General features: G+C 69.8%; 16 protein-coding genes and 1 pseudogene. 9 read left to right on the top strand and 8 right to left on the bottom strand.

Translation table 11 applies throughout. The features are described 5' to 3' along the window. Positions 1-2: 2 nt before the first annotated feature. The 3 genes and pseudogenes from LGN10_RS30060 to LGN10_RS30050 all read left to right on the top strand — a co-directional run bounded on the left by LGN10_RS30060 (position 3) and on the right by LGN10_RS30050 (position 3,205). A pseudogene (locus LGN10_RS30060) lies at positions 3-1,054 on the top strand (ABC transporter ATP-binding protein). Then, entirely contained in the window at positions 1,051-2,067 is a 1,017-nt protein-coding gene (locus tag LGN10_RS30055) for a peptide ABC transporter ATP-binding protein (protein WP_059642483.1), read from the top strand. Before LGN10_RS30060 ends, LGN10_RS30055 begins: the two are co-directional and overlap by 4 nt. Further along, the gene (locus LGN10_RS30050; RefSeq protein ID WP_104011822.1) at positions 2,060-3,205 is read left to right on the top strand and encodes a TraB/GumN family protein; all 1,146 of its coding nucleotides are present in this window, start codon (positions 2,060-2,062) and stop codon (positions 3,203-3,205) included. The genes LGN10_RS30055 and LGN10_RS30050 overlap by 8 nt, the downstream gene beginning before the upstream one ends. 572 nt (positions 3,206-3,777) lie before the next feature. Here the strand turns inward: LGN10_RS30050 and pxpA are convergent. The 3 genes from pxpA to pxpB are packed head-to-tail and all read right to left on the bottom strand — an operon-like array spanning position 3,778 to position 6,318. Beyond that, positions 3,778-4,542: a 5-oxoprolinase subunit PxpA gene (gene pxpA / locus LGN10_RS30045; RefSeq protein ID WP_059642477.1), complete on the bottom strand. Its 765-nt coding sequence runs from the start codon at positions 4,540-4,542 to the stop codon at positions 3,778-3,780. 55 nt (positions 4,543-4,597) lie between these two features. Beyond that, positions 4,598-5,665, bottom strand: a complete 1,068-nt coding sequence (locus LGN10_RS30040; protein ID WP_226225956.1) for a biotin-dependent carboxyltransferase family protein — start codon at positions 5,663-5,665, stop codon at positions 4,598-4,600. Beyond that, the gene (gene pxpB, locus LGN10_RS30035) at positions 5,662-6,318 is read right to left on the bottom strand and encodes a 5-oxoprolinase subunit PxpB (protein WP_226225954.1); all 657 of its coding nucleotides are present in this window, start codon (positions 6,316-6,318) and stop codon (positions 5,662-5,664) included. Before pxpB ends, LGN10_RS30040 begins: the two co-directional genes overlap by 4 nt. 149 nt (positions 6,319-6,467) lie before the next feature. On the opposite strand from pxpB, the gene LGN10_RS30030 reads away from it, so the two are divergent. Continuing rightward, entirely contained in the window at positions 6,468-6,980 is a 513-nt protein-coding gene (locus LGN10_RS30030) for a winged helix DNA-binding protein (protein WP_059583924.1), read from the top strand. Between the two features lie 74 nt (positions 6,981-7,054). Here the strand turns inward: LGN10_RS30030 and LGN10_RS30025 are convergent, their stop codons facing one another. Then, positions 7,055-7,663 carry a 5-formyltetrahydrofolate cyclo-ligase gene (locus LGN10_RS30025; protein ID WP_059642468.1) on the bottom strand — a complete coding sequence of 203 codons (609 nt, stop codon included), beginning with the start codon at positions 7,661-7,663 and terminating at the stop codon, positions 7,055-7,057. A gap of 8 nt (positions 7,664-7,671) precedes the next feature. Here LGN10_RS30025 and LGN10_RS30020 point away from each other — a divergent pair, with 8 nt between their 5' ends. From LGN10_RS30020 to LGN10_RS30005, 4 genes are all read left to right on the top strand, one after another. Next, on the top strand, positions 7,672-9,624 hold the full coding sequence (locus LGN10_RS30020) for a lytic transglycosylase domain-containing protein (protein ID WP_060966543.1): 1,953 nt from the start codon (positions 7,672-7,674) through the stop codon (positions 9,622-9,624). Between the two features lie 50 nt (positions 9,625-9,674). Then, positions 9,675-10,634, top strand: a complete 960-nt coding sequence (locus LGN10_RS30015; RefSeq protein ID WP_124863657.1) for a complex I NDUFA9 subunit family protein — start codon at positions 9,675-9,677, stop codon at positions 10,632-10,634. A gap of 66 nt (positions 10,635-10,700) precedes the next feature. Then, complete coding sequence (locus LGN10_RS30010; RefSeq protein WP_226225953.1) at positions 10,701-11,345, top strand: glutathione S-transferase family protein; 645 nt, start codon at positions 10,701-10,703, stop codon at positions 11,343-11,345. Next, positions 11,345-12,586, top strand: coding sequence for a multifunctional CCA addition/repair protein (locus LGN10_RS30005; RefSeq protein ID WP_059583916.1), 1,242 nt, complete (start codon positions 11,345-11,347; stop codon positions 12,584-12,586). Before LGN10_RS30010 ends, LGN10_RS30005 begins: the two co-directional genes overlap by 1 nt. A 42-nt stretch (positions 12,587-12,628) precedes the next feature. On the opposite strand, the gene LGN10_RS30000 is transcribed toward LGN10_RS30005, so the two are convergent. Then, positions 12,629-13,411 carry a helix-turn-helix domain-containing protein gene (locus LGN10_RS30000; RefSeq protein ID WP_124658830.1) on the bottom strand — a complete coding sequence of 261 codons (783 nt, stop codon included), beginning with the start codon at positions 13,409-13,411 and terminating at the stop codon, positions 12,629-12,631. Positions 13,412-13,798: 387 nt separating this feature from the next. On the opposite strand from LGN10_RS30000, the gene LGN10_RS29995 reads away from it, so the two are divergent. Continuing rightward, positions 13,799-15,649, top strand: a complete 1,851-nt coding sequence (locus LGN10_RS29995) for a M24 family metallopeptidase (protein ID WP_226225951.1) — start codon at positions 13,799-13,801, stop codon at positions 15,647-15,649. Between the two features lie 54 nt (positions 15,650-15,703). On the opposite strand, the gene LGN10_RS29990 is transcribed toward LGN10_RS29995, so the two are convergent. The 3 genes from LGN10_RS29990 to flgA all read right to left on the bottom strand — a co-directional run. After that, positions 15,704-16,144 (bottom strand): flagella synthesis protein FlgN, encoded by a 441-nt coding sequence (locus LGN10_RS29990; RefSeq protein ID WP_006477557.1) that lies wholly within the window; start codon positions 16,142-16,144, stop codon positions 15,704-15,706. A gap of 79 nt (positions 16,145-16,223) precedes the next feature. Continuing rightward, on the bottom strand, positions 16,224-16,550 hold the full coding sequence (gene flgM, locus LGN10_RS29985; RefSeq protein ID WP_059642451.1) for a flagellar biosynthesis anti-sigma factor FlgM: 327 nt from the start codon (positions 16,548-16,550) through the stop codon (positions 16,224-16,226). A gap of 117 nt (positions 16,551-16,667) precedes the next feature. Further along, the coding region (flgA, locus tag LGN10_RS29980; RefSeq protein WP_226225949.1) for a flagellar basal body P-ring formation chaperone FlgA at positions 16,668-17,423 on the bottom strand (756 nt) is incomplete at its 5' end.

Here is a 17,423-nt window from a genome sequence, read left to right as displayed (position 1 = left end):
ACATGAGCAGCCAGAATCTTCTGACCATCCGCAATCTCGCGGTGAATTTCAACGGCCTGCCCGCAGTCGACCGGATCAACCTGTCGGTCGCGCCGGGCGAGGTGGTGGGCGTCGTCGGCGAATCGGGCTCGGGCAAGAGCGTGACGATGATGGCGCTGATGGGCCTGATCGACGCGCCCGGCAAGGTGACGGCCGACGAGGTCACGTTCAACGGCGTGGATCTCCTGAAGGCGTCGCCGAAGGCGCGCCGCAGGATCGTCGGCAAGGACATCGCGATGGTGTTCCAGGACGCGCTGACGAGCCTGAACCCGAGCTACACGGTCGGCTACCAGATCAAGGAAGTGCTGAAGCTGCACGAAGGGCTGCGCGGCGACGCGCTGCACCGGCGCGCGCTCGAGCTGCTCGACCAGGTCGGCATTCCCGATGCGAAGAACCGCATCGCGTCGTTCCCGCACCAGATGTCGGGCGGGATGAACCAGCGCGTGATGATCGCGATGGCCGTCGCGTGCAACCCGAAGCTGCTGATCGCCGACGAGCCGACCACCGCGCTCGACGTGACGATCCAGGCGCAGATCATGGATCTGCTCGTGAAGCTGCAGAAGGAACGCGGAATGGCGCTCGTGCTGATCTCGCACGATCTGGCCGTGGTGTCGGAGGTCGCGCATCGCGTCGCGGTGATGTACGCGGGCGAGATCATCGAGACCAACCGCGTGCCCGACATCTTCCGCGCGCCGCATCATCCGTACACCGAAGCGCTGCTCGCGGCGATTCCCGAGCACAATCAGGGGGGGCGCGTCGCCTTGCCGCATTGCCCGGCATGGTGCCGGGCCGCGATGATCGCCCGTCCGGGTGCCTGTTCGCGCCGCGCTGCAAGTACGTCGTCGACGATTGCCGCAAGGCGCGGCCGGCGCTCGACACGCTGGTGCCGGCCAACGATGCGATGCGCGCACGCTGCATCAAGCCGCTCAATGTTTCGAACCTCGACCTGACGGCTTTGCATGGGACCGGAGTAAGCGCTAAAGCGCAAACTCCGGTCGACAGGAGTTCACGATGAATGTAAATCAAGAAGTCCGTGCCACGCCGCACGACGAGGAAGCGGTACTGGTGGCCGACGGACTCGCGAAGCACTACACGGTGAAGCGCGGGATGTTCGGCCAGGGCACGGTGAAGGCGCTGAACGGCGTGTCGTTCTCGCTCAAGCGCGGCAAGACGCTTGCCGTCGTCGGCGAGTCGGGCTGCGGGAAGTCGACGCTCGCGCGCCAGCTCACGATGATCGAGGCGCCCACCGCGGGCAGCCTCGTGATCGACGGCAAGAACGTGGCCGGCGCGAGCCGCGACACGGTCGCCGACCTGCGCCGCCGCGTGCAGATGGTGTTCCAGAATCCGTTCGCGTCGCTGAACCCGCGCAAGACCGTCGAGCAGACGCTCGCCGAGCCGCTCGAGATCAACGCGAACCTGACGGCCGCCGAGCGCGCCGCGCGCGTCGCGCAGATCATGCGCACGGTCGGCCTGCGGCCCGAGCACGCGAAGCGCTATCCGCACATGTTCTCCGGCGGCCAGCGCCAGCGGGTCGCGATCGCGCGCGCGATGATCCTCGATCCGCGCATCGTCGTCGCCGACGAGCCGGTGTCCGCGCTCGACGTGTCGATCCAGGCGCAGATCCTGAACCTGTTCATGGATCTGCAGGAGCAGTTCAAGACGAGCTACGTGTTCATCTCGCACAACCTGTCGGTGGTCGAGCACGTCGCGGACGACGTGATGGTCATGTACTTCGGCAGCGTCGCCGAGCTCGGCGACAAGGCGACGATCTACGCACGGCCGCGCCATCCGTACACGCAGGCGCTGATGTCGGCGACGCCGGCGATCTTCGAGGAAGACCGCCGCGTGCAGATCAAGCTGCAGGGAGAACTGCCGTCGCCGCTCAATCCGCCGTCGGGCTGCGCGTTCCATCAGCGCTGCCCGTACGCGATCGAGCGGTGCCGCGTCGAGGAGCCGCAACTGCGCGAAGTGGACGGCCGGCGCGTGGCCTGCCATCGCGCCGAGGAAGTCGGGGAGGCGAATGCCTGAAGCGTTGGCGGCGCGCGTGTCCGGCGCGCGCCGTGCGGGGGCAGGCGGCGCGCGCGCAATGCGCGCGTACCGCGACGCGCGGCGCTGGAGCGTGCGTACCGTCACGGGCGCGGCGCTGGCCGGCGCGTGCGTGGCGGCCAGCGTCGTGGCCCCCGTCGAACCGGCGCGTGCCGAAGGGCGTGCGCCGGCGACCGCGCCGATTCATCCGTCGCAGGTTCCGCCGCCCGGCATGAGCCTGCCGGGCTTCCATGCGCCGGCCGTGTCCGACGGCACGGTGTCGCGCGGCACCGTGCGCGTGCAGCCGGCGCGCATGCCGTTCTACGTCGCGACCAGGGGCAAGGTCACGCTCTACGTGCTCGGCACGCTGCACACGGGCGATCCGTCCGACTACCCGAGCGCGCAGCCGTTCCGGCCGCCCATTCTCGCGGCGCTCGCCGCGTCGCCGACGCTCGCGCTCGAGCTGTCGCCCGACGATCTGCTCGAATCGCAGGACGATGTGTCGAAGTACGGCGTGTGCCGCTACCCGTGCCTGCAGCGCCTGCTGCCCGAGCCGCTGTGGCAGCGGCTCGCGGCGCGCCTGCGCGGCAACCCGGCCGCGCTCGCCGAGATCCGCAAGATGCGGCCGTGGCTCGCGGCGCTCGTCGTCGAGACGTACGATTCGCTGTCGGCCGGCCTGCAGACCGAATACGGCACCGAGGCGCAGCTGCAGAACGTGTTCCTGAGGAAGAAGGGCGGCCGCGTGATCGGGCTCGAGACGCTCGCCGAGCAGATGCGCGCGTTCACCGGGCTGACGCTCGCCGAGCAGCGCGAGATGCTCGCGCAGGACATGGTGCAGACGCCCGCGCAGAACGCCGACGACATCAAGGCGCTGCACCGGCTGTGGCGAATTGGCGACGCCGATGCGATCTCGGCGTGGGCCGTCGCGAAGAGCGAACGGCTCGCGCGTTCGAAGGCGTTGTCGGCGTCGCTCGACAACAAGATCGTGTACGAGCGCAACCGGCGCTTCGTTGCACGGATGACGGCAATCGCCGCGCCGAACCGGCCGCTGTTCGTCGCGATCGGCGCGCTGCATCTGGGCGGCCCGCGCGGCGTGCTCGAATTGTTGCGCCAGCAAGGATACCGGGTCGACGCGAACTGATCGCGCCCGGCTGCTCGCCGTGATCATCCCCTGTTTGATCGACGACTCGCGCGCCGCGCGACGCGCCTGCGCGGTGGCGCCGGTCGATAAGGAAAACCCTTGAATCGTCGGAAAATAGCGTTTAAAACGATTGACATCCCGTTCGGCCGATCTCTATTCTTCATCCCACAAGTTGAAAAAATGAAAAGAATAGATAAGTTCTACGGGGTAGCAGAAATAAAGCGCGGGGTGAGCGTCGCCGGCACGTGAAGCACGTGCCGGCCGCGGAGAGTCTGCATGCACGGCGGGGCCAACGTCGTCTACAACACATGCATGCGGGCCGACTTGCACATAAGCGACGTTCCGTCGTCTGACCGGGGAAGGCAGTGATCGGGCGGCGGCGGACGTTTTTTAATCCGGAATATTTTTCCGGTCACCGTCGAAAGACGGTTTCGGGGGGTGAATCGACAGACGGCGAAGCCGCGGCGATTGCACCAACGGAAAAGCGCCGCGAGGGCGCTTTTTTCTTTGCCTCGACGAACACGTGCGGCCCGCGGCAATGTGCCGAATACGCCGAATACGCGAATGCTTCGTTACGCGCGTTCGTCGGCCTGCAGCGCGCCGGGCGCCACGACGTCGACGCCGGCGGCCTCGAGCGCCGCGCGGATCCGCTTCGCGAACGCCAGCGCATGCGGCCCGTCGCCATGCAGGCAGACGGTCTGCGCATTGAGCGGCACCCACTCGCCGCTCAATGCGCGCACCTGCCGGTTGCGCACCATGTCGAGCGTGCGCGCGAGCACCGCGTCTTCGTCGTCGATCAGCGCGCCGGGCTGACTGCGCGGCACCAGCGAGCCGTCCGCGCGGTAGCCGCGATCGGCGAACACTTCTTCCACCGCCGCGAGCCCCGCATGCCGCGCGGCCGCGATGAACACGCTGTTCGCGAGGCCGAACACCGCGAGCGACGGATCGAAATCGTGGATCGCGGACACCACGGCGTCGGCGATCATCGGGTCGCGCGCGGCCTGGTTGTACAGCGCGCCGTGCGGCTTCACGTGCGCGATGCGCCCGCCCTCGGCCTGCGCGATCGCCGACAGCGCGCCGAGCTGGTACAGCACGCCCGCATAGATGTCGCCGGCCGGCAGCTGCATTTCCTTGCGGCCGAAATTCTCCGGATCGTGAAAGCTCGGGTGCGCGCCGATCGACACGCCCTTGCGCACGGCCCAGCGCACGCAGTCGCGCATCGCGTTCGCGCCGCCTGCATGCCAGCCGCATGCGATGTTCGCCGACGTGACGAGGTCGAGCAGCGCCTCGTCCGATCCGCATCCTTCGCCGAGATCGGCATTCAGATCGATTTCCATATGTTCCTCGTCCACTGGTTGCGTGGCGCGTCTTTCGCTGCTGCTTCCGCCATTGTCACGCCGCGCGCGATCCGGCGCGGCGGCGCGCCTCCTCGCGCATTTCGATCGCGACGTCGATCTGCCGCAGGTACGCCCGTTCCGCGACGAGGGCGGCACGCGCGGCATCGGGCGTCGTGCGCACGAAGCGGATCGGCAGGTTGAGCCGCGCCTGCGCGAGCTTCCACAGATCGGCGCGGATCACCGTGCCGATCTTCGGGTAGCCGCCGGTGGTCTGCGCGTCGTGCATCAGCACGATCGGCTGGCCGTTCGGCGGCACCTGGACCGTGCCGGGCAGTACCGCGTGCGACAGCAGCTCGACCGGCCGCTCGCGCGCAAGCTCGGCGCCGGCGAGGCGATAGCCCATCCGGTTGCTGTTCGCGGTGACGAGCCATTCCTCGTCCCAGAACGCCTGCTGCGCATCGGCCGCGAACGACGCGTAGTCGGGGCCCGGCAGCACGCGCACGGGCATCGCCCACGGCGCATGCGCGGGGCGGTGACGGCGCGGCGGCTCGTCGACCCGCACGAACGCGCACCACGCGGGCGCCTTCACGCCGAATTCGGGCGCATCGGGCGCCAGGCAGCCCGCGCCGGCCGGCGGCACGCCGACCGGCAGGCGATCGCCGTCGCGCAGCGCGCGGCCGCCGAGGCCGCCGAAGCGCGACGCGAGATCGGTGCTGCGCGAGCCGAGCATCGGCAGCACGTCGATGCCGCCCGCGATGCACAGGTAGCCGCGCATCCCGCGTTTCGCGGCCGGCAGCACGAGCGTCTGCCCGGCGTCGACCGGCAGGCTCCACCACGCGTGCACGGGCTTGCCGTCGAGCGTCGCGCCGAATTCGGTGCCGGTGATCGCGATGCGCGTGGCGCGCGGGAAGCGGAACGCGGCGGGGCCGATCGTGATTTCGACGGCCGCGGCGTCGGGGCGGTTGCCGACGAGCCGGTTGCCGACCTCGAGCGCGAGGCCGTCGAGCGCGCCGCCCTGCGCGACGCCGAGATGGCGCATGCCGCGGCGCCCGAGATCCTGCACGGTCGACAGCGGCCCGGCCCGCACGACTTCGATGGTGCCCGGTGCGTTGCCCTGGGTCATCGTGTGTCGACTCCGGCGATGGTGAAGCGTACGCGGTCGCCGGGCAGCAGCAGCGTCGGCTGCGGCCGCGCCGGATCGAACAGTACCTGCGACGTGCGGCCGATCAACTGCCAGCCGCCGGGCGACGTGGCCGGGTAGATGCCCGTCTGCGCGCCGCCGATGCCGACCGAGCCGGCCGGCACCTCGAGCCGCGGCGCCGCGCGGCGCGGCGTGTGCAGCGACGCGTCGAGGCCGCCCAGATACGCGAAGCCCGGCTGGAAGCCGACGAAGAACACGACGTAGGCGCCGCCCGCGTGGCGCTCGACGACTTCATCGGCCGACAGGCCCGTGTGCGCGGCGACGGCGGCCAGGTCGGGGCCGGCGGCCCCGCCGTATTCGACCGGAATCTCGACCTCGCGGCCGTCCGCGTGCTCGACGTCGGCCGTCTCCCACGCGTCGCGCAGCGCGGGCGTGAGCGAGTCGGCCGTCGCGGCGAGCGCGTCGAACACGATGGTCAGGTTGTTCATGCCGGGGACGACGTCGATCACGTCGGGCCATGCGCGCGCAGCCTCCGCCACGGCCCAGACGCGGCGCTGGCAATCGAGCGTGGCGGGCGGCGGCACCTCGCAGACGAGGGCGGCATCGCCGAGCGGATAAATGCGGGGTTGCGTCATCGGACTGGCACGGTTCGGACGGCAATGTTAGCGCACATTGTCAATAAAATATCGACAACTTCTCAATAAGCGTTTTCGCCTAGCTCGTCGGCTGGGGCTTCTGGCGTACACTCGGGCACATCCTGTCATCCGGCTTGCGCCGCCTTTCCATGAAGCGTCCTGCGACCAAGATCGTGTCATCCGAACACCTCGTTTCCGAATCGAGCGCGGAGCTGTCGGAGCTCGAATACGGGCTCATCATGGCCGGCAACGCGTTCAACCGCTGGATGGTGCGCTGCATGTCGGCGGCGGGCGCGAAGGACATGACGGCGGTCGAGGTCTCGCTGCTGCATCACGTCAGCCATCGCGAACGCAAGAAGAAGCTCGCCGACATCTGCTTCGTGCTCAATATCGAGGATACGCACGTCGCGACCTATGCGCTGAAAAAACTGATCGCCCGCGGCTATGTGAAGAGCGAGAAGAGCGGCAAGGAAGTGTTCTTCTTCGCGACCGACGCGGGCCGCGAGCTGTGCCTGAAATACCGCGAGGTGCGCGAGCACTGCCTGATCGAGACGCTGAAGGACAGCGGCCTCACCAACGAGCAGATCGGCGACGCGGCGCAGTTGCTGCGCCACGCTTCGGGCCTCTACGACACGGCCGCGCGCGCGGCGGCGTCGCTGTAGGCGCCGGCGCAAAGGGGCGCGCGCGGCGATGCGCTCACGGGCGCATGGCGACGATCGCGGCGCCGCGCGCGGCATTATCCGGCGCCCGGGTAAAGCGCGCCGTCGGTGACGATCCAGCGCAGCGCGAGATCGTGCGCTTCGGCCGGCAGCGCATCGACGCGGCATGCTTCGTACGCGATGCCGACCGTCACGGGCAGCGCGTCGCCCGGCCACGCGGCGAGCGTGCGGTCGTAGTAGCCGCCGCCGTAGCCGAGCCGGTAGCGCTGAAGATCGAATCCCACGCAGGGAATCAGCAAAAGATCGGGCACGACGACGATTCCCGACGCCGGTTCGGGAATCCGGTGATGGCCTTCGCGCATCGGCGTGCGCGCATCCCACGCGTGAAAGGCGAGCGGCGTGTGACGCTCGCCGATCACCGGCAGCGCGGCGCGCCGGCCGGCGCCCGCCGCGCACCATGCGAGCACCGCGTCGCGCGCATCGAATTCGCCCGGCAGCGGCCAGTAGAACCCGACCGTGCGCGGCGCCAGACGGTCGAGCAGCGCGCGCAGCCGCGCGTCGAGCGCGGCGTTCGCGGCGGGTTGCGACGCGGCGTCGCGACGGGCGCCGGACAGCGTTTTGCGCAGCGCAACCTTCGGGTTCGGCACAGGGTTGCGTGCTATGCTTTCGCTCACTTCGTGCTCCATTCAAAACGATGTCGAACAGCCTTTTCCGAGTATATCGCGCGCTCGCGCTGACGCTTTCGGCCGCCGCGCTCGTCGCGGGCACGGCCGCATGCGCCGCACCGAACGACGACACGCTCCCCGGGGATGACCAGATCTTCGTGCAGCTTCGCGAAGCCGCACGCCGCAACGACGCCGCGAAGGCCGCGCAGCTTGCGTCGATGATCCCGAACTATCCGGTTCCGTCCTACGTCGAGTATTTCCAGATCAAGCCGCAGTTGTTCGATTCGACGGGCCGCGCGCGCGTCGATGCGCCGGACGCGCCCGTGCAGTCGTTCCTGCAGCGCTACGACGGGCAGGCGATCGCCGATCGCCTGCGCAACGACTACCTGCTCGTGCTCGGCGCGCGTCACGACTGGCGCAATTTCGACGACCAGTACAAGCGCTTCGTGCTCGACGACGACACGCAGGTCAAGTGCTATGCGCTCGAATCGCGCGCGGCGCGCAACGAGAACGTCGCCGACGCGGCGCGCGCGCTGCTCGTCGAGCCGAAGAACTACGGCGACGCGTGCGTCGACCTGATCACCGCGCTCGCCGTCAACCAGCAGTTCACGAGCGACGACGTGTGGCAGCAGGCGCGCCTCGCGTACGAGCAGAACTACACGACGCTCGGCGGCAAGATCGTCGACGCGCTCGGCCCGCGCCCGGCCGGCTTCGACCAGGCGACGAGCGCGCCGCCGCTGTATCTCGCGCGCGGCGTCGGCCCCGACGCCGCGTCGCATCAGCTCGCGCTGATCGCGCTCGGCCGCATGGCGCGCAACGATCCGGACGCGGCCGCCGGGATGCTGACGACGGTCGCGCCGTCGCTCACCAAGCAGGAACAGGCGATCGCGTGGGGCGCGATCGGCTACCAGGGCGCGATCAAGCGCTCGCCGATGGCATCGGTCTGGTACGCGAAATCGGCGAACGCGCCGCTGTCGAACCCGGGCTACGAATGGCGCACGCGCGCCGCGCTGCTCGCCGGCAACTGGCCGATGGTGCGCTGGTCGATCGAGCAGATGCCGCCGTCGCTGCGCAACGATCCGGCGTGGATCTACTGGCATGCGCGCGCGCTCAAGCAGAGCGGCGACACGCTGCAGGCGAACCAGGAATTCGAGCAGGTGGCCGGCCAGTTCAACTTCTACGGGCAGTTGGCCGGCGAGGAGCTCGGCCAGCGCACGACGATTCCGCCGCGCACGAAGGTGAGCGACGCCGAGATCGATGCGATGAGCAAGATCCCGGGCTTCGCGCTCGCGCAGCGCTTCTATGCGCTGAACCTGCGCCTCGAAGGCAATCGCGAATGGAACTGGCCGCTGCGCGGGATGACCGATCGCCAGCTGCTCGCGGCCGCCGAATACGGCAAGCGCGTCGAGCTGCTCGACCGCACGGTCAACACGGCCGACCGCACGAAGGCCGAGCACGACTTCACGCTGCGTTATCCGTCGCCGTACCGCACGACCGTCGAGCGCTATGCGCAGTCGACGGGCCTCGACGTCGAGTGGGCGTACGGGCTGATCCGCCAGGAATCGCGCTTCATCATCAGCGCGCGTTCGTCGGTCGGCGCGGGCGGCCTGATGCAGCTGATGCCGGCGACGGCCCAGATGGTCGCGAAGAAGCTCGGCATGGGCACGATCTCGCGTGCGCAGATGCACGACATCGACACCAACATCCAGCTCGGCACCTGGTATCTCGCGGACATCTACAACAACTTCGACAGCTCGCCGGTGCTCGCCACCGCCGGCTACAACGCGGGCCCGGGCCGGCCGCGCCAGTGGCGCCAGGTGTTGACGCAGCCGGTCGAAGGCGCGATCTTCGCGGAGACGATTCCGTTCAACGAGACGCGCGACTACGTGAAGAACGTGCTGTCGAACACCGTCTACTACGCGGCGCTCTTCGAGGGCAAACCGCAGTCGTTGAAGAAGCGTCTAGGCATGATCTCGCCCTGATACATGAACTGCCGCGCGAGACGCGGCAGTGTTCTTTCGAGGCCCACATCATGGATCGCCAGACCGTCGCGCTGCTGGGTGGTACCGGCTTCATCGGCAGCCGGCTCGTCAATGCGCTGATCGACGCCGGCAAGCACGTGCGGATCGGCACGCGGCGGCGCGACCACGCGCGCCACCTGCAGATGCTGCCGGTCGACATCGTCGAGCTCGACGCGCTCGACACGCGCACGCTCGCGCGCTTCGTCGCCGGCGCGCACGCGGCGATCAACCTGGTCGGCGTGCTGCACGGCGGGCGCGGCACGCCGTACGGGCCGGGCTTCGAGCGCGCGCACGTCGCGCTGCCGGCCGCGCTCGCGACGGCCTGCACGGAGGCCGGCGTGCGGCGTCTGCTGCACATGAGCGCGCTCGGCGCCGATTCCCACGGCGCGAGCATGTACCAGCGCTCGAAGGGCGACGGCGAAGCCGCGCTGCATGCGGTCGCGGCCACCGATTCGCTCGCGCTGACGATCTTCCGTCCGTCGGTCGTGTTCGGCCCGGGCGATGCCTTCCTCAATACGTTCGCGACCCTGCAGCGCACGGTGCCCGTGCTGCCGCTCGCGATGCCCGACGCGCGCTTCCAGCCGGTGTTCGTCGGCGACGTCGTGCGCGCGTTCGTCAACACGCTCGATCTCGCGGGCGCGCACGGCAAGACCTACGAGCTCGGCGGCCCGACCGTCTACACGCTCGAGCAACTGGTGCGTTACTGCGGCACGCTGGTCGGCCGGCAGGCACGCATCGTGCGGCTGCCCGACGCGCTTGCGCGGCTGCAGGCAAGCGTGTTCGAATGCCTGCCGGGCGAGCCGGTGCTCACGCGCGACAATCTCGCGACGATGTCGGTGCCGAACGTGCTGTCGGGGCCGCTCGCGCCGGAACTCGGGCTCTCGCCCGCGAGTCTCGAAAGCATCGCGCCCGCGTATCTCGGCGAAGCGACGAAACGCTCGCGGTTCGACTGGTTCCGCTCGCGTCGTTAGCCCGCGCGCCGGGCGACGTCGGCCGGCCCCTTTCTTTTCCTTTTTCGCGTTTTCGGGAACCCCGTCATGAAGCTCGTCATTGGAGACAAGAACTACTCGTCGTGGTCGATGCGGCCGTGGCTGCTGCTCGTGCATTTCGGTATCCCGTTCGACGAGATCGTGGTCGAGCTGCGCCGCGACGACACGGCCGCGCGCATCCGCGAATACTCGCCGACCGGCAAGGTGCCGTGCCTCGTCGACGATCACGGCTCGGCGATCTGGGATTCGCTCGCGATCGCCGAGACGCTCGCCGAGCGCTATCCGCAATTCCCGATGTGGCCGGCCGACCCGCTCGCGCGCGCGCATGCGCGCTGCATATCCGCCGAGATGCATTCGGGCTTCGCGGCGCTGCGCACGCAGGTGGGCATGAGCATCCGCGCGTCGATGCCGGGGCGCGGCGCGACGCCGGAAGCGCTCGCCGACGTCGCGCGCATCGACGCGCTGTGGAGCGAATGCATCGAGGCGTCGGGCGGGCCGTTCCTGTTCGGCGAATTCGGCATTGCCGACGCGATGTACGCGCCCGTCGTGATGCGCTTCAACACGTACGCGCCGGCGCTGTCGCCGGAAGCCGCCGGCTATGCGGCGCGCGTGACGGCGCTGCCGGCGGTGCGGCAGTGGATCGACGGTGCGCGCCGCGAAACCAACGTGATCGCCGAATACGAGCCCCAGTGATGAACATCTACGCAGTAGGCGGAGCGATCCGCGACGAATTGCTCGGCGTGCCGGTGCAGGACCGCGACTACGTGGTGGTCGGCGCGACGCCCGAGCAGATGACCGCGCAGGGCTTCCGGCCGGTCGGCAAGGATTTCCCGGTGTTCCTGCATCCGCAGACGCAGGAGGAATACGCGCTGGCGCGCACCGAGCGCAAGACGGCGGCCGGCTATCACGGCTTCCAGTTCCATTACGCGCCGGACGTGACGCTCGACGAGGATCTCGCGCGGCGCGACCTGACGATCAACGCGATGGCGCGCGAGGTGAGCCCGGATGGCGCGCTGGTGGGCCCGGTGATCGACCCGTTCGACGGGCAGGCCGACCTGCGCGCGCGCGTGTTCCGGCACGTGAGCGACGCGTTCGTCGAGGATCCGGTGCGGATCCTGCGCATCGCGCGCTTTGCCGCGCGGTTCGCGGATTTCACGGTCGCGGACGAAACGCTCGCGCTGATGCGGCGCATGGTCGACGCGGGCGAGGTCGATGCGCTCGTGCCCGAGCGCGTATGGCAGGAGATCGCGCGCGGGCTGATGGAGGCGAGGCCGTCGCGGATGTTCGCGGTGTTGCGCGACTGCGGCGCGCTCGCACGCATCCTGCCCGAGGTCGACGCGCTGTGGGGCGTGCCGCAGCGCGCCGATTACCACCCGGAAGTCGATACCGGCGTGCACGTGATGATGGTGGTCGACTACGCGGCGAAGCAGGGCTATTCGCTGGCGGTGCGCTTCGCGGCGCTCACGCACGATCTCGGCAAGGGAACGACGCCCGCGGACGTGCTGCCGCGCCACGTCGGCCACGAAGGCCGCAGCGTCGAACTGCTCAAGCCGTTGTGCGAGCGGCTGCGCGTGCCGAACGAATGCCGCGATCTCGCGCTGGTGGTCGCGCGCGAGCACGGCAACCTGCATCGTGTGATGGAAATGGGCGCGGCCGCGCTGGTGCGGCTCTTCGAGCGCAGCGACGCGCTGCGCAAGCCGGCGCGCTTCGCCGAACTGCTGCAGGCCTGCGAATCGGATGCGCGCGGCCGGCTCGGGCTCGAGGCGCAGCCGTACCCGCAGGCCGAGCGGCTGCGCGTCGCGCTCGCGGCGGCGCGCAGCGTCGATGCCGGCGCGATCGCGCGCGGCATCGGCAGCGACACGGAGAAGATCAAGGATGCCGTGCACCGCGCGCGGATCCAGGCTGTCGCGCAGGCGCTCGCGATCGGCGAGTAGGCGGCGCGGAACAGCGCGCAGGGCGTGCGCGCCCGTCGGCCGTTACGGTTTCTTCCTGCGTGCCGGGGTCGCGGCCGCCGGGCGTTTGCCGGCGGCGGTGGCGCGCGCCTTCGCCGTCCCCTTCCTTTCGGCTGCGCCGGCCCTCGACGGCCGTGCCGCGGCGGCGTCGCGGCCATTCCGTTCGGGAGCCGGCGCGCGGCGGCGCACGCGCGGCGCGCCAGCGGCCGGCTGCCCGATATCCGTCGTCGCGGGCACGCATTCCGCACCGCTGTCGTCGAACAGCGGCAGCGTGCTGACGGTGATCAGCTCGGCCGGCCCGTCGCCGACGTTGGCCACGCGATGGCGCTTGCGCGCGTCGAAGTGCAGCGAGTCGCCGGCCGTCAGCGGGTAATGCTTCTTGCCGACCGTGTAGCAGACGCGGCCGGCCAGCACGTACACGAATTCGTCGCCGCCGTGCGCGACCCATTCGGACCGGTAGCCTTCCAGCATCTGCACCTTGAGCGCGTTGATCTGGCTGCCGTCGAACGTGGTGGACAGCCGCTCGTACCACTGCGACGCGGCGTCGAGCGCGTACGGCCGGCGGCTGCCCTCGTGCGAATCGGGCTGCGCCTGGCGCGGCTGGTCGATCAGCGCGCCGAGCGGCACGCCCAGCGCCTTCGCGACGTTGACGAGCGACGACAGCGAGATGCCCGTCAGATGACGCTCGACCTGCGACAGGAACCCCACCGACAGTTTCGCTTCGGACGCGACTTCCAGCAGCGTCTTCTTCGCTTCCCGGCGCAGGCGGCGAATGCGCTGGCCGATACGCATGAGGTCTGAATCCATGAATCTCTTTCGTGTGGCAACGAGTCGGGACGCGGGCGAAGGGGCCAAGCGGCCGCCGGGGCGGGACGGCGGCGGGGCCGGCGCATTGTACCGCGCGGCGTCGCCGGCCGAATTGGCGTTGTGCCGGGATCCGCGGGCGGGGCGCCGATTTTAGTCCTACGAAAATTTTGGCTTGACCTCGATTTCAGCGTGCTCTAGATTCTGTCGCGCATCAAACAAAGTTAAGTGAGACAAAAATTTTACCGTGGCCTGCCGCCTGAACGGCGGCGCGGCCGCGGCCGCGCGTCGTGCCGTGCGTGACCTGAACCGCGGCGACGTGTCATGTCAGGCAGGCGCGACGCCGCGACATGCTTCCGGCCGCCGACAGCAACGAATAACGGGCATCCGATGATCGATCGACTGAAATACAGCTTCTCCGGCCTTCCCCCGTACGACGCGTCCGTCGCCGACACGCAGGCCGGCCTGTCGCGCCTGCTCGATGCCGCGCGGCTCGACGCGGTGGTGATCACGTCGCAGGACGAATACGTGACCGAATACCTGCCGCGCGGCAACAACCCGCGCTACGCGGTGTCCGGTTTCGACGGGTCGGCCGGCTGCGGAATCTTCCTGAGCGCGGCGACCGCGCAGGCGCTCGATCTGCCGCCGTTCGTGCTGTTCGTCGACGGCCGCTATCACTTCCAGGCCGACGAGCAGTGCGATCCGGCGCGCGTGCGCGTCGAGAAGCTCGGCATCGACGTGACGATCTGGCAGGCGATGGCCGACTGGCTGCTCGCGCACGCGAGCCGGCTCGCGCGGGTCGGCTACGACGCGCGGCGGATCAGCGTCGCGCAGCGCGACCGGCTGTTCGAGCAGACACGGGCCGCGTCGCTCGACTGGGCGAGCCTCGCCGATCGCGAGATCGATCGCGCGATCGCGCTGCCGGGCTGGAACGTCGAGCGGCCGATCTTCGAGATTCCGGCCGCGATGACCGGCGCGAGCGTCGCGCAGAACCTCGACGCGCTGAACCGCCGGCTCGCCGCGCATACCGGCGCGGCCGACGGCAGGACGGCGTTCTTCACGTGCGCGTCGGACGATCTCGCGTATCTGCTGAACAGCCGCGGCTATCACATCCCGAATGCGTCGTCGCACCTCGGCTTCCTGTTCGCGATCGGCGGCCAGGTGGCGCTGTTCTTGCCGGAAGGCTGCGACCGCTGCGAGGTCGCGCTCGATTCGTATCCGGCGCTGCACGTGATCCGGCGCGACGTCGCGGCGCTCGAACGGTTTCTGGCCCGGTTCGCGGTCGAGCACGTGTGCTACGGCTTCGAATCGGTGAACTGCGCGCTCGTCGACGCGGTGAAGCGCGTGTGGCCGCACGCGCGGCATGCCGATTTCAACCCGGTCGAGGCGATGCGGGCAAGCAAGACGCCGGCGGTGCTCGAGCGCTTCCGCGACGCGTTCGCGCGCAGCTCCACGGCGATCGCCGAGACGATGCGCTGGGCGAAGACCGGCGAGCCGGGCGTGCGCCACACCGAGTACGACCTCGCGCGCAGGATCAACGACGCGTACGGCGCCCGTTCGGCGGTCGCGCTGTCGTTCCCGTCGATCGCGGCGAACGGCGCGAACAGCGCGTTCGCGCATTACACGGCAGCGAGCACCGACGTCGAGCTGACCGAGGGCGAGCTCGTGCTGCTCGACAGCGGCGCGTACTACGAAGCCGGCTTCGCGACGGACTGCACGCGCGTCGTGCTGCGCCGCACGCGGCCGGAGACGGTCGCGCAGCCGTGGCAGCGCGAGATCTACACGGTTGCGCTGAAGGCCTGCATCAAGGGGCTCGTCGCGCGCTTTCCGGCCACGGCGACGGGCGGCGACGTCGATGCGCTGGTGCGCCAGGTGTGCCGCGATCATGGCCACGATTTCGGCCACGGCACCGGCCACGGCGTCGGGATCCACGTGCACGAGGGCGGCGTGCGGTTCGCGCCGGGCGCGACCTACGGGCTGGTGCCGAACGCGGTGATTTCGGTCGAGCCGGGCATCTATCTGCCGGGCAAGGGCGGCGTGCGGATCGAGAACATCGTGATCGTGCGGCCGGACGACGCGCAGCCGGGCACGGTGACGTTCGAGAACATCGTGACGGTCGGCTACGACTGGGACCTGATCGATGTCGATCTGCTGGACGACGCCGAGCGCGCGTACCTGCGCGACTACGAGCGGCTGTGCGTGGAACGCGGCACGCAGGTCACCGCGTGTCCGCTGTTGTAACGAAGGGGAAAGCAGGGAGCGCGGCCGCGGGGCGGCCGCGCGGCGCGGCGCCGGTCAGCGCGTGAGCGCCGACACGCGCCCGTCGGGGCCGTACACGCCGGCTGGCGCGGGCGCCGAGCGCAGCACCGCGAGCGCGCGCTCGTTGTAGTCCATCCGGATCCGGATCAGCATCCCGTTGTTCGCATTGGCCTGGCGCGCGCGTTCGGCGGCCTGCTGCAGCAGTTGCCAGCGGCTCGCGAGGCGCGCATCGCGCTCGGCCGCCTGGTCCATGCCTTTCTTGCCGGCCGGAAAGCCGAGCGCGGAAAGCTGCGTGTCGCGCGTGCGTTCGAGCTGCGCGAGCCGGTCGATCAGCGCGCTTTTCTTCTCGACGATCCCCGGCAGCATCTCGAGCGGCTCGGCCGTCGTCAGCGCCTTTTCCTCGTAGACGAGCAGGGACGCGAACGCCTCGACCGTCGCGTGTTCGTCGTTGACCGTGGCCAGCAGCTCTTCTCTCATCGCGTCATGCTCGTCACGCCGGTGCGCGCAGTGCTGCGCGCGCCGGCAAACCGGGGTGACCCGGCCACGAGGCCGGGGATTAGCTGCCCGGACGCTGCTGCTGCAGCAGTTCGCGGGCGGTGTTCAATACGCCGTCGGCAATCTTGTTCGCGTCGATCGTCAGCGTGCCGTCGTTCAGCGCGTCCTTGATCGACTGGACCAGGCCCGCGTCGATATCGGCGTCGCCCGATGCGGACACCGAACGCAACTGGCCGGACAGACCCGACAGGTTCACGGTCGCGTCGCCGCCGGTCGATCCTGCGTCGGCTGCCGGTGCGGACGGCTGGTCCGTGCCGGACGGCGCACGGGCCGCGCCGTTGCCGGTCGGCGCGAGGGGGCTCGGTTTCGGAGTGGAATCGATCTTCACGATGGGTTTCCTGTACGGTTTGACCCAGATAACGGCCGGGTCGGCCCGAACTTTAGCATCGCGAGCCCGACAGGCTCCGAATAAACAATTCTTTACATTTTTGCGGCCGATCCGTCCCTACAGCGGAATTTCCACGGTGCCGGCGTCCTTGACGATCGCCGTGACGATCTGGCCCGCCGCCATCCGCACCCGCACCGACTGGCCGGGCGCCGCATTCGCGAGCGCGCTGCCCTCGGCCGAAATCGTGAAGCCGGGGCCGGCCGCGACGACCCGCACCGTCTGGCCGGCCGACACCGACGCCGCGCTCTTCAGCATGTCCTGCCGCAGCGGCAGCCCGGCCGAGATGCGCGCGAGCGCGGTCGCGCCGATCGCCTGCGCCGGATCGGTGATCACCGCGAGCGGCAGCACCGTCAGGTCGCCGTCGCGCGCGACGAGATCGGCCGCGGAGAGCGGCTCGCCGGGCGCGATCTGGCGCGCGGCGACGTAATAGGTAGCCTGCACGGCGACCTTCGCCTGCAGGTAGACGGTCCACGGCCGTTCGCCCGCGCAGCGCACGCCGACCGTCGTGCGGCCCCACAGGCGCGCGCCGGTCGGCAGGAACGGTTCGAGCGTCGTGCACGCGGCGAGCCCGCGCGGAAAGGCGGTCGTGACCGTCGCGGTGGTCTTGCCGGGCAGGCCGGCGATCTGCTGCTGCAGGAACGCGAGGGCCGCGCGCCGGATCGTTTCGGGATCTTGCTGGCCGGGCGGCGTCGCGGGCGGAGACGTGGCGGCAGCCGGGGCCGGGTTGGCGGAGGCGGCCGCCGTGCGCGGCGCCGCCGCGACCGACGCGGCGCGGGCCGCCGCGAGGCGGGCCGATGCTGCCGGTGGCCTGTC

It is taken from the genome of Burkholderia sp. AU32262, from assembly GCF_020419985.1.
Lineage (GTDB): Bacteria > Pseudomonadota > Gammaproteobacteria > Burkholderiales > Burkholderiaceae > Burkholderia > Burkholderia semiarida.
The sequence above is the reverse complement of the archived record's forward strand: the minus strand, read 5'-3'. Positions and strand labels throughout refer to the sequence as shown.

Excerpts from the sequence above, each read along its gene's own strand:
- LGN10_RS30055 (WP_059642483.1), top strand. The coding sequence starts at position 1,051 with ATGAATGTAAATCAAGAAGTCCGTGCCACGCCGCACGACGAGGAAGCG.
- LGN10_RS30050 (WP_104011822.1), top strand. The coding sequence starts at position 2,060 with ATGCCTGAAGCGTTGGCGGCGCGCGTGTCCGGCGCGCGCCGTGCGGGG.
- pxpA (WP_059642477.1), bottom strand. The coding sequence starts at position 4,542 with ATGGAAATCGATCTGAATGCCGATCTCGGCGAAGGATGCGGATCGGAC.
- LGN10_RS30040 (WP_226225956.1), bottom strand. The coding sequence starts at position 5,665 with ATGACCCAGGGCAACGCACCGGGCACCATCGAAGTCGTGCGGGCCGGG.
- pxpB (WP_226225954.1), bottom strand. The coding sequence starts at position 6,318 with ATGACGCAACCCCGCATTTATCCGCTCGGCGATGCCGCCCTCGTCTGC.
- LGN10_RS30030 (WP_059583924.1), top strand. The coding sequence starts at position 6,468 with ATGAAGCGTCCTGCGACCAAGATCGTGTCATCCGAACACCTCGTTTCC.
- LGN10_RS30025 (WP_059642468.1), bottom strand. The coding sequence starts at position 7,663 with ATGGAGCACGAAGTGAGCGAAAGCATAGCACGCAACCCTGTGCCGAAC.
- LGN10_RS30020 (WP_060966543.1), top strand. The coding sequence starts at position 7,672 with ATGTCGAACAGCCTTTTCCGAGTATATCGCGCGCTCGCGCTGACGCTT.
- LGN10_RS30015 (WP_124863657.1), top strand. The coding sequence starts at position 9,675 with ATGGATCGCCAGACCGTCGCGCTGCTGGGTGGTACCGGCTTCATCGGC.
- LGN10_RS30010 (WP_226225953.1), top strand. The coding sequence starts at position 10,701 with ATGAAGCTCGTCATTGGAGACAAGAACTACTCGTCGTGGTCGATGCGG.
- LGN10_RS30005 (WP_059583916.1), top strand. The coding sequence starts at position 11,345 with ATGAACATCTACGCAGTAGGCGGAGCGATCCGCGACGAATTGCTCGGC.
- LGN10_RS30000 (WP_124658830.1), bottom strand. The coding sequence starts at position 13,411 with ATGGATTCAGACCTCATGCGTATCGGCCAGCGCATTCGCCGCCTGCGC.
- LGN10_RS29995 (WP_226225951.1), top strand. The coding sequence starts at position 13,799 with ATGATCGATCGACTGAAATACAGCTTCTCCGGCCTTCCCCCGTACGAC.
- LGN10_RS29990 (WP_006477557.1), bottom strand. The coding sequence starts at position 16,144 with ATGAGAGAAGAGCTGCTGGCCACGGTCAACGACGAACACGCGACGGTC.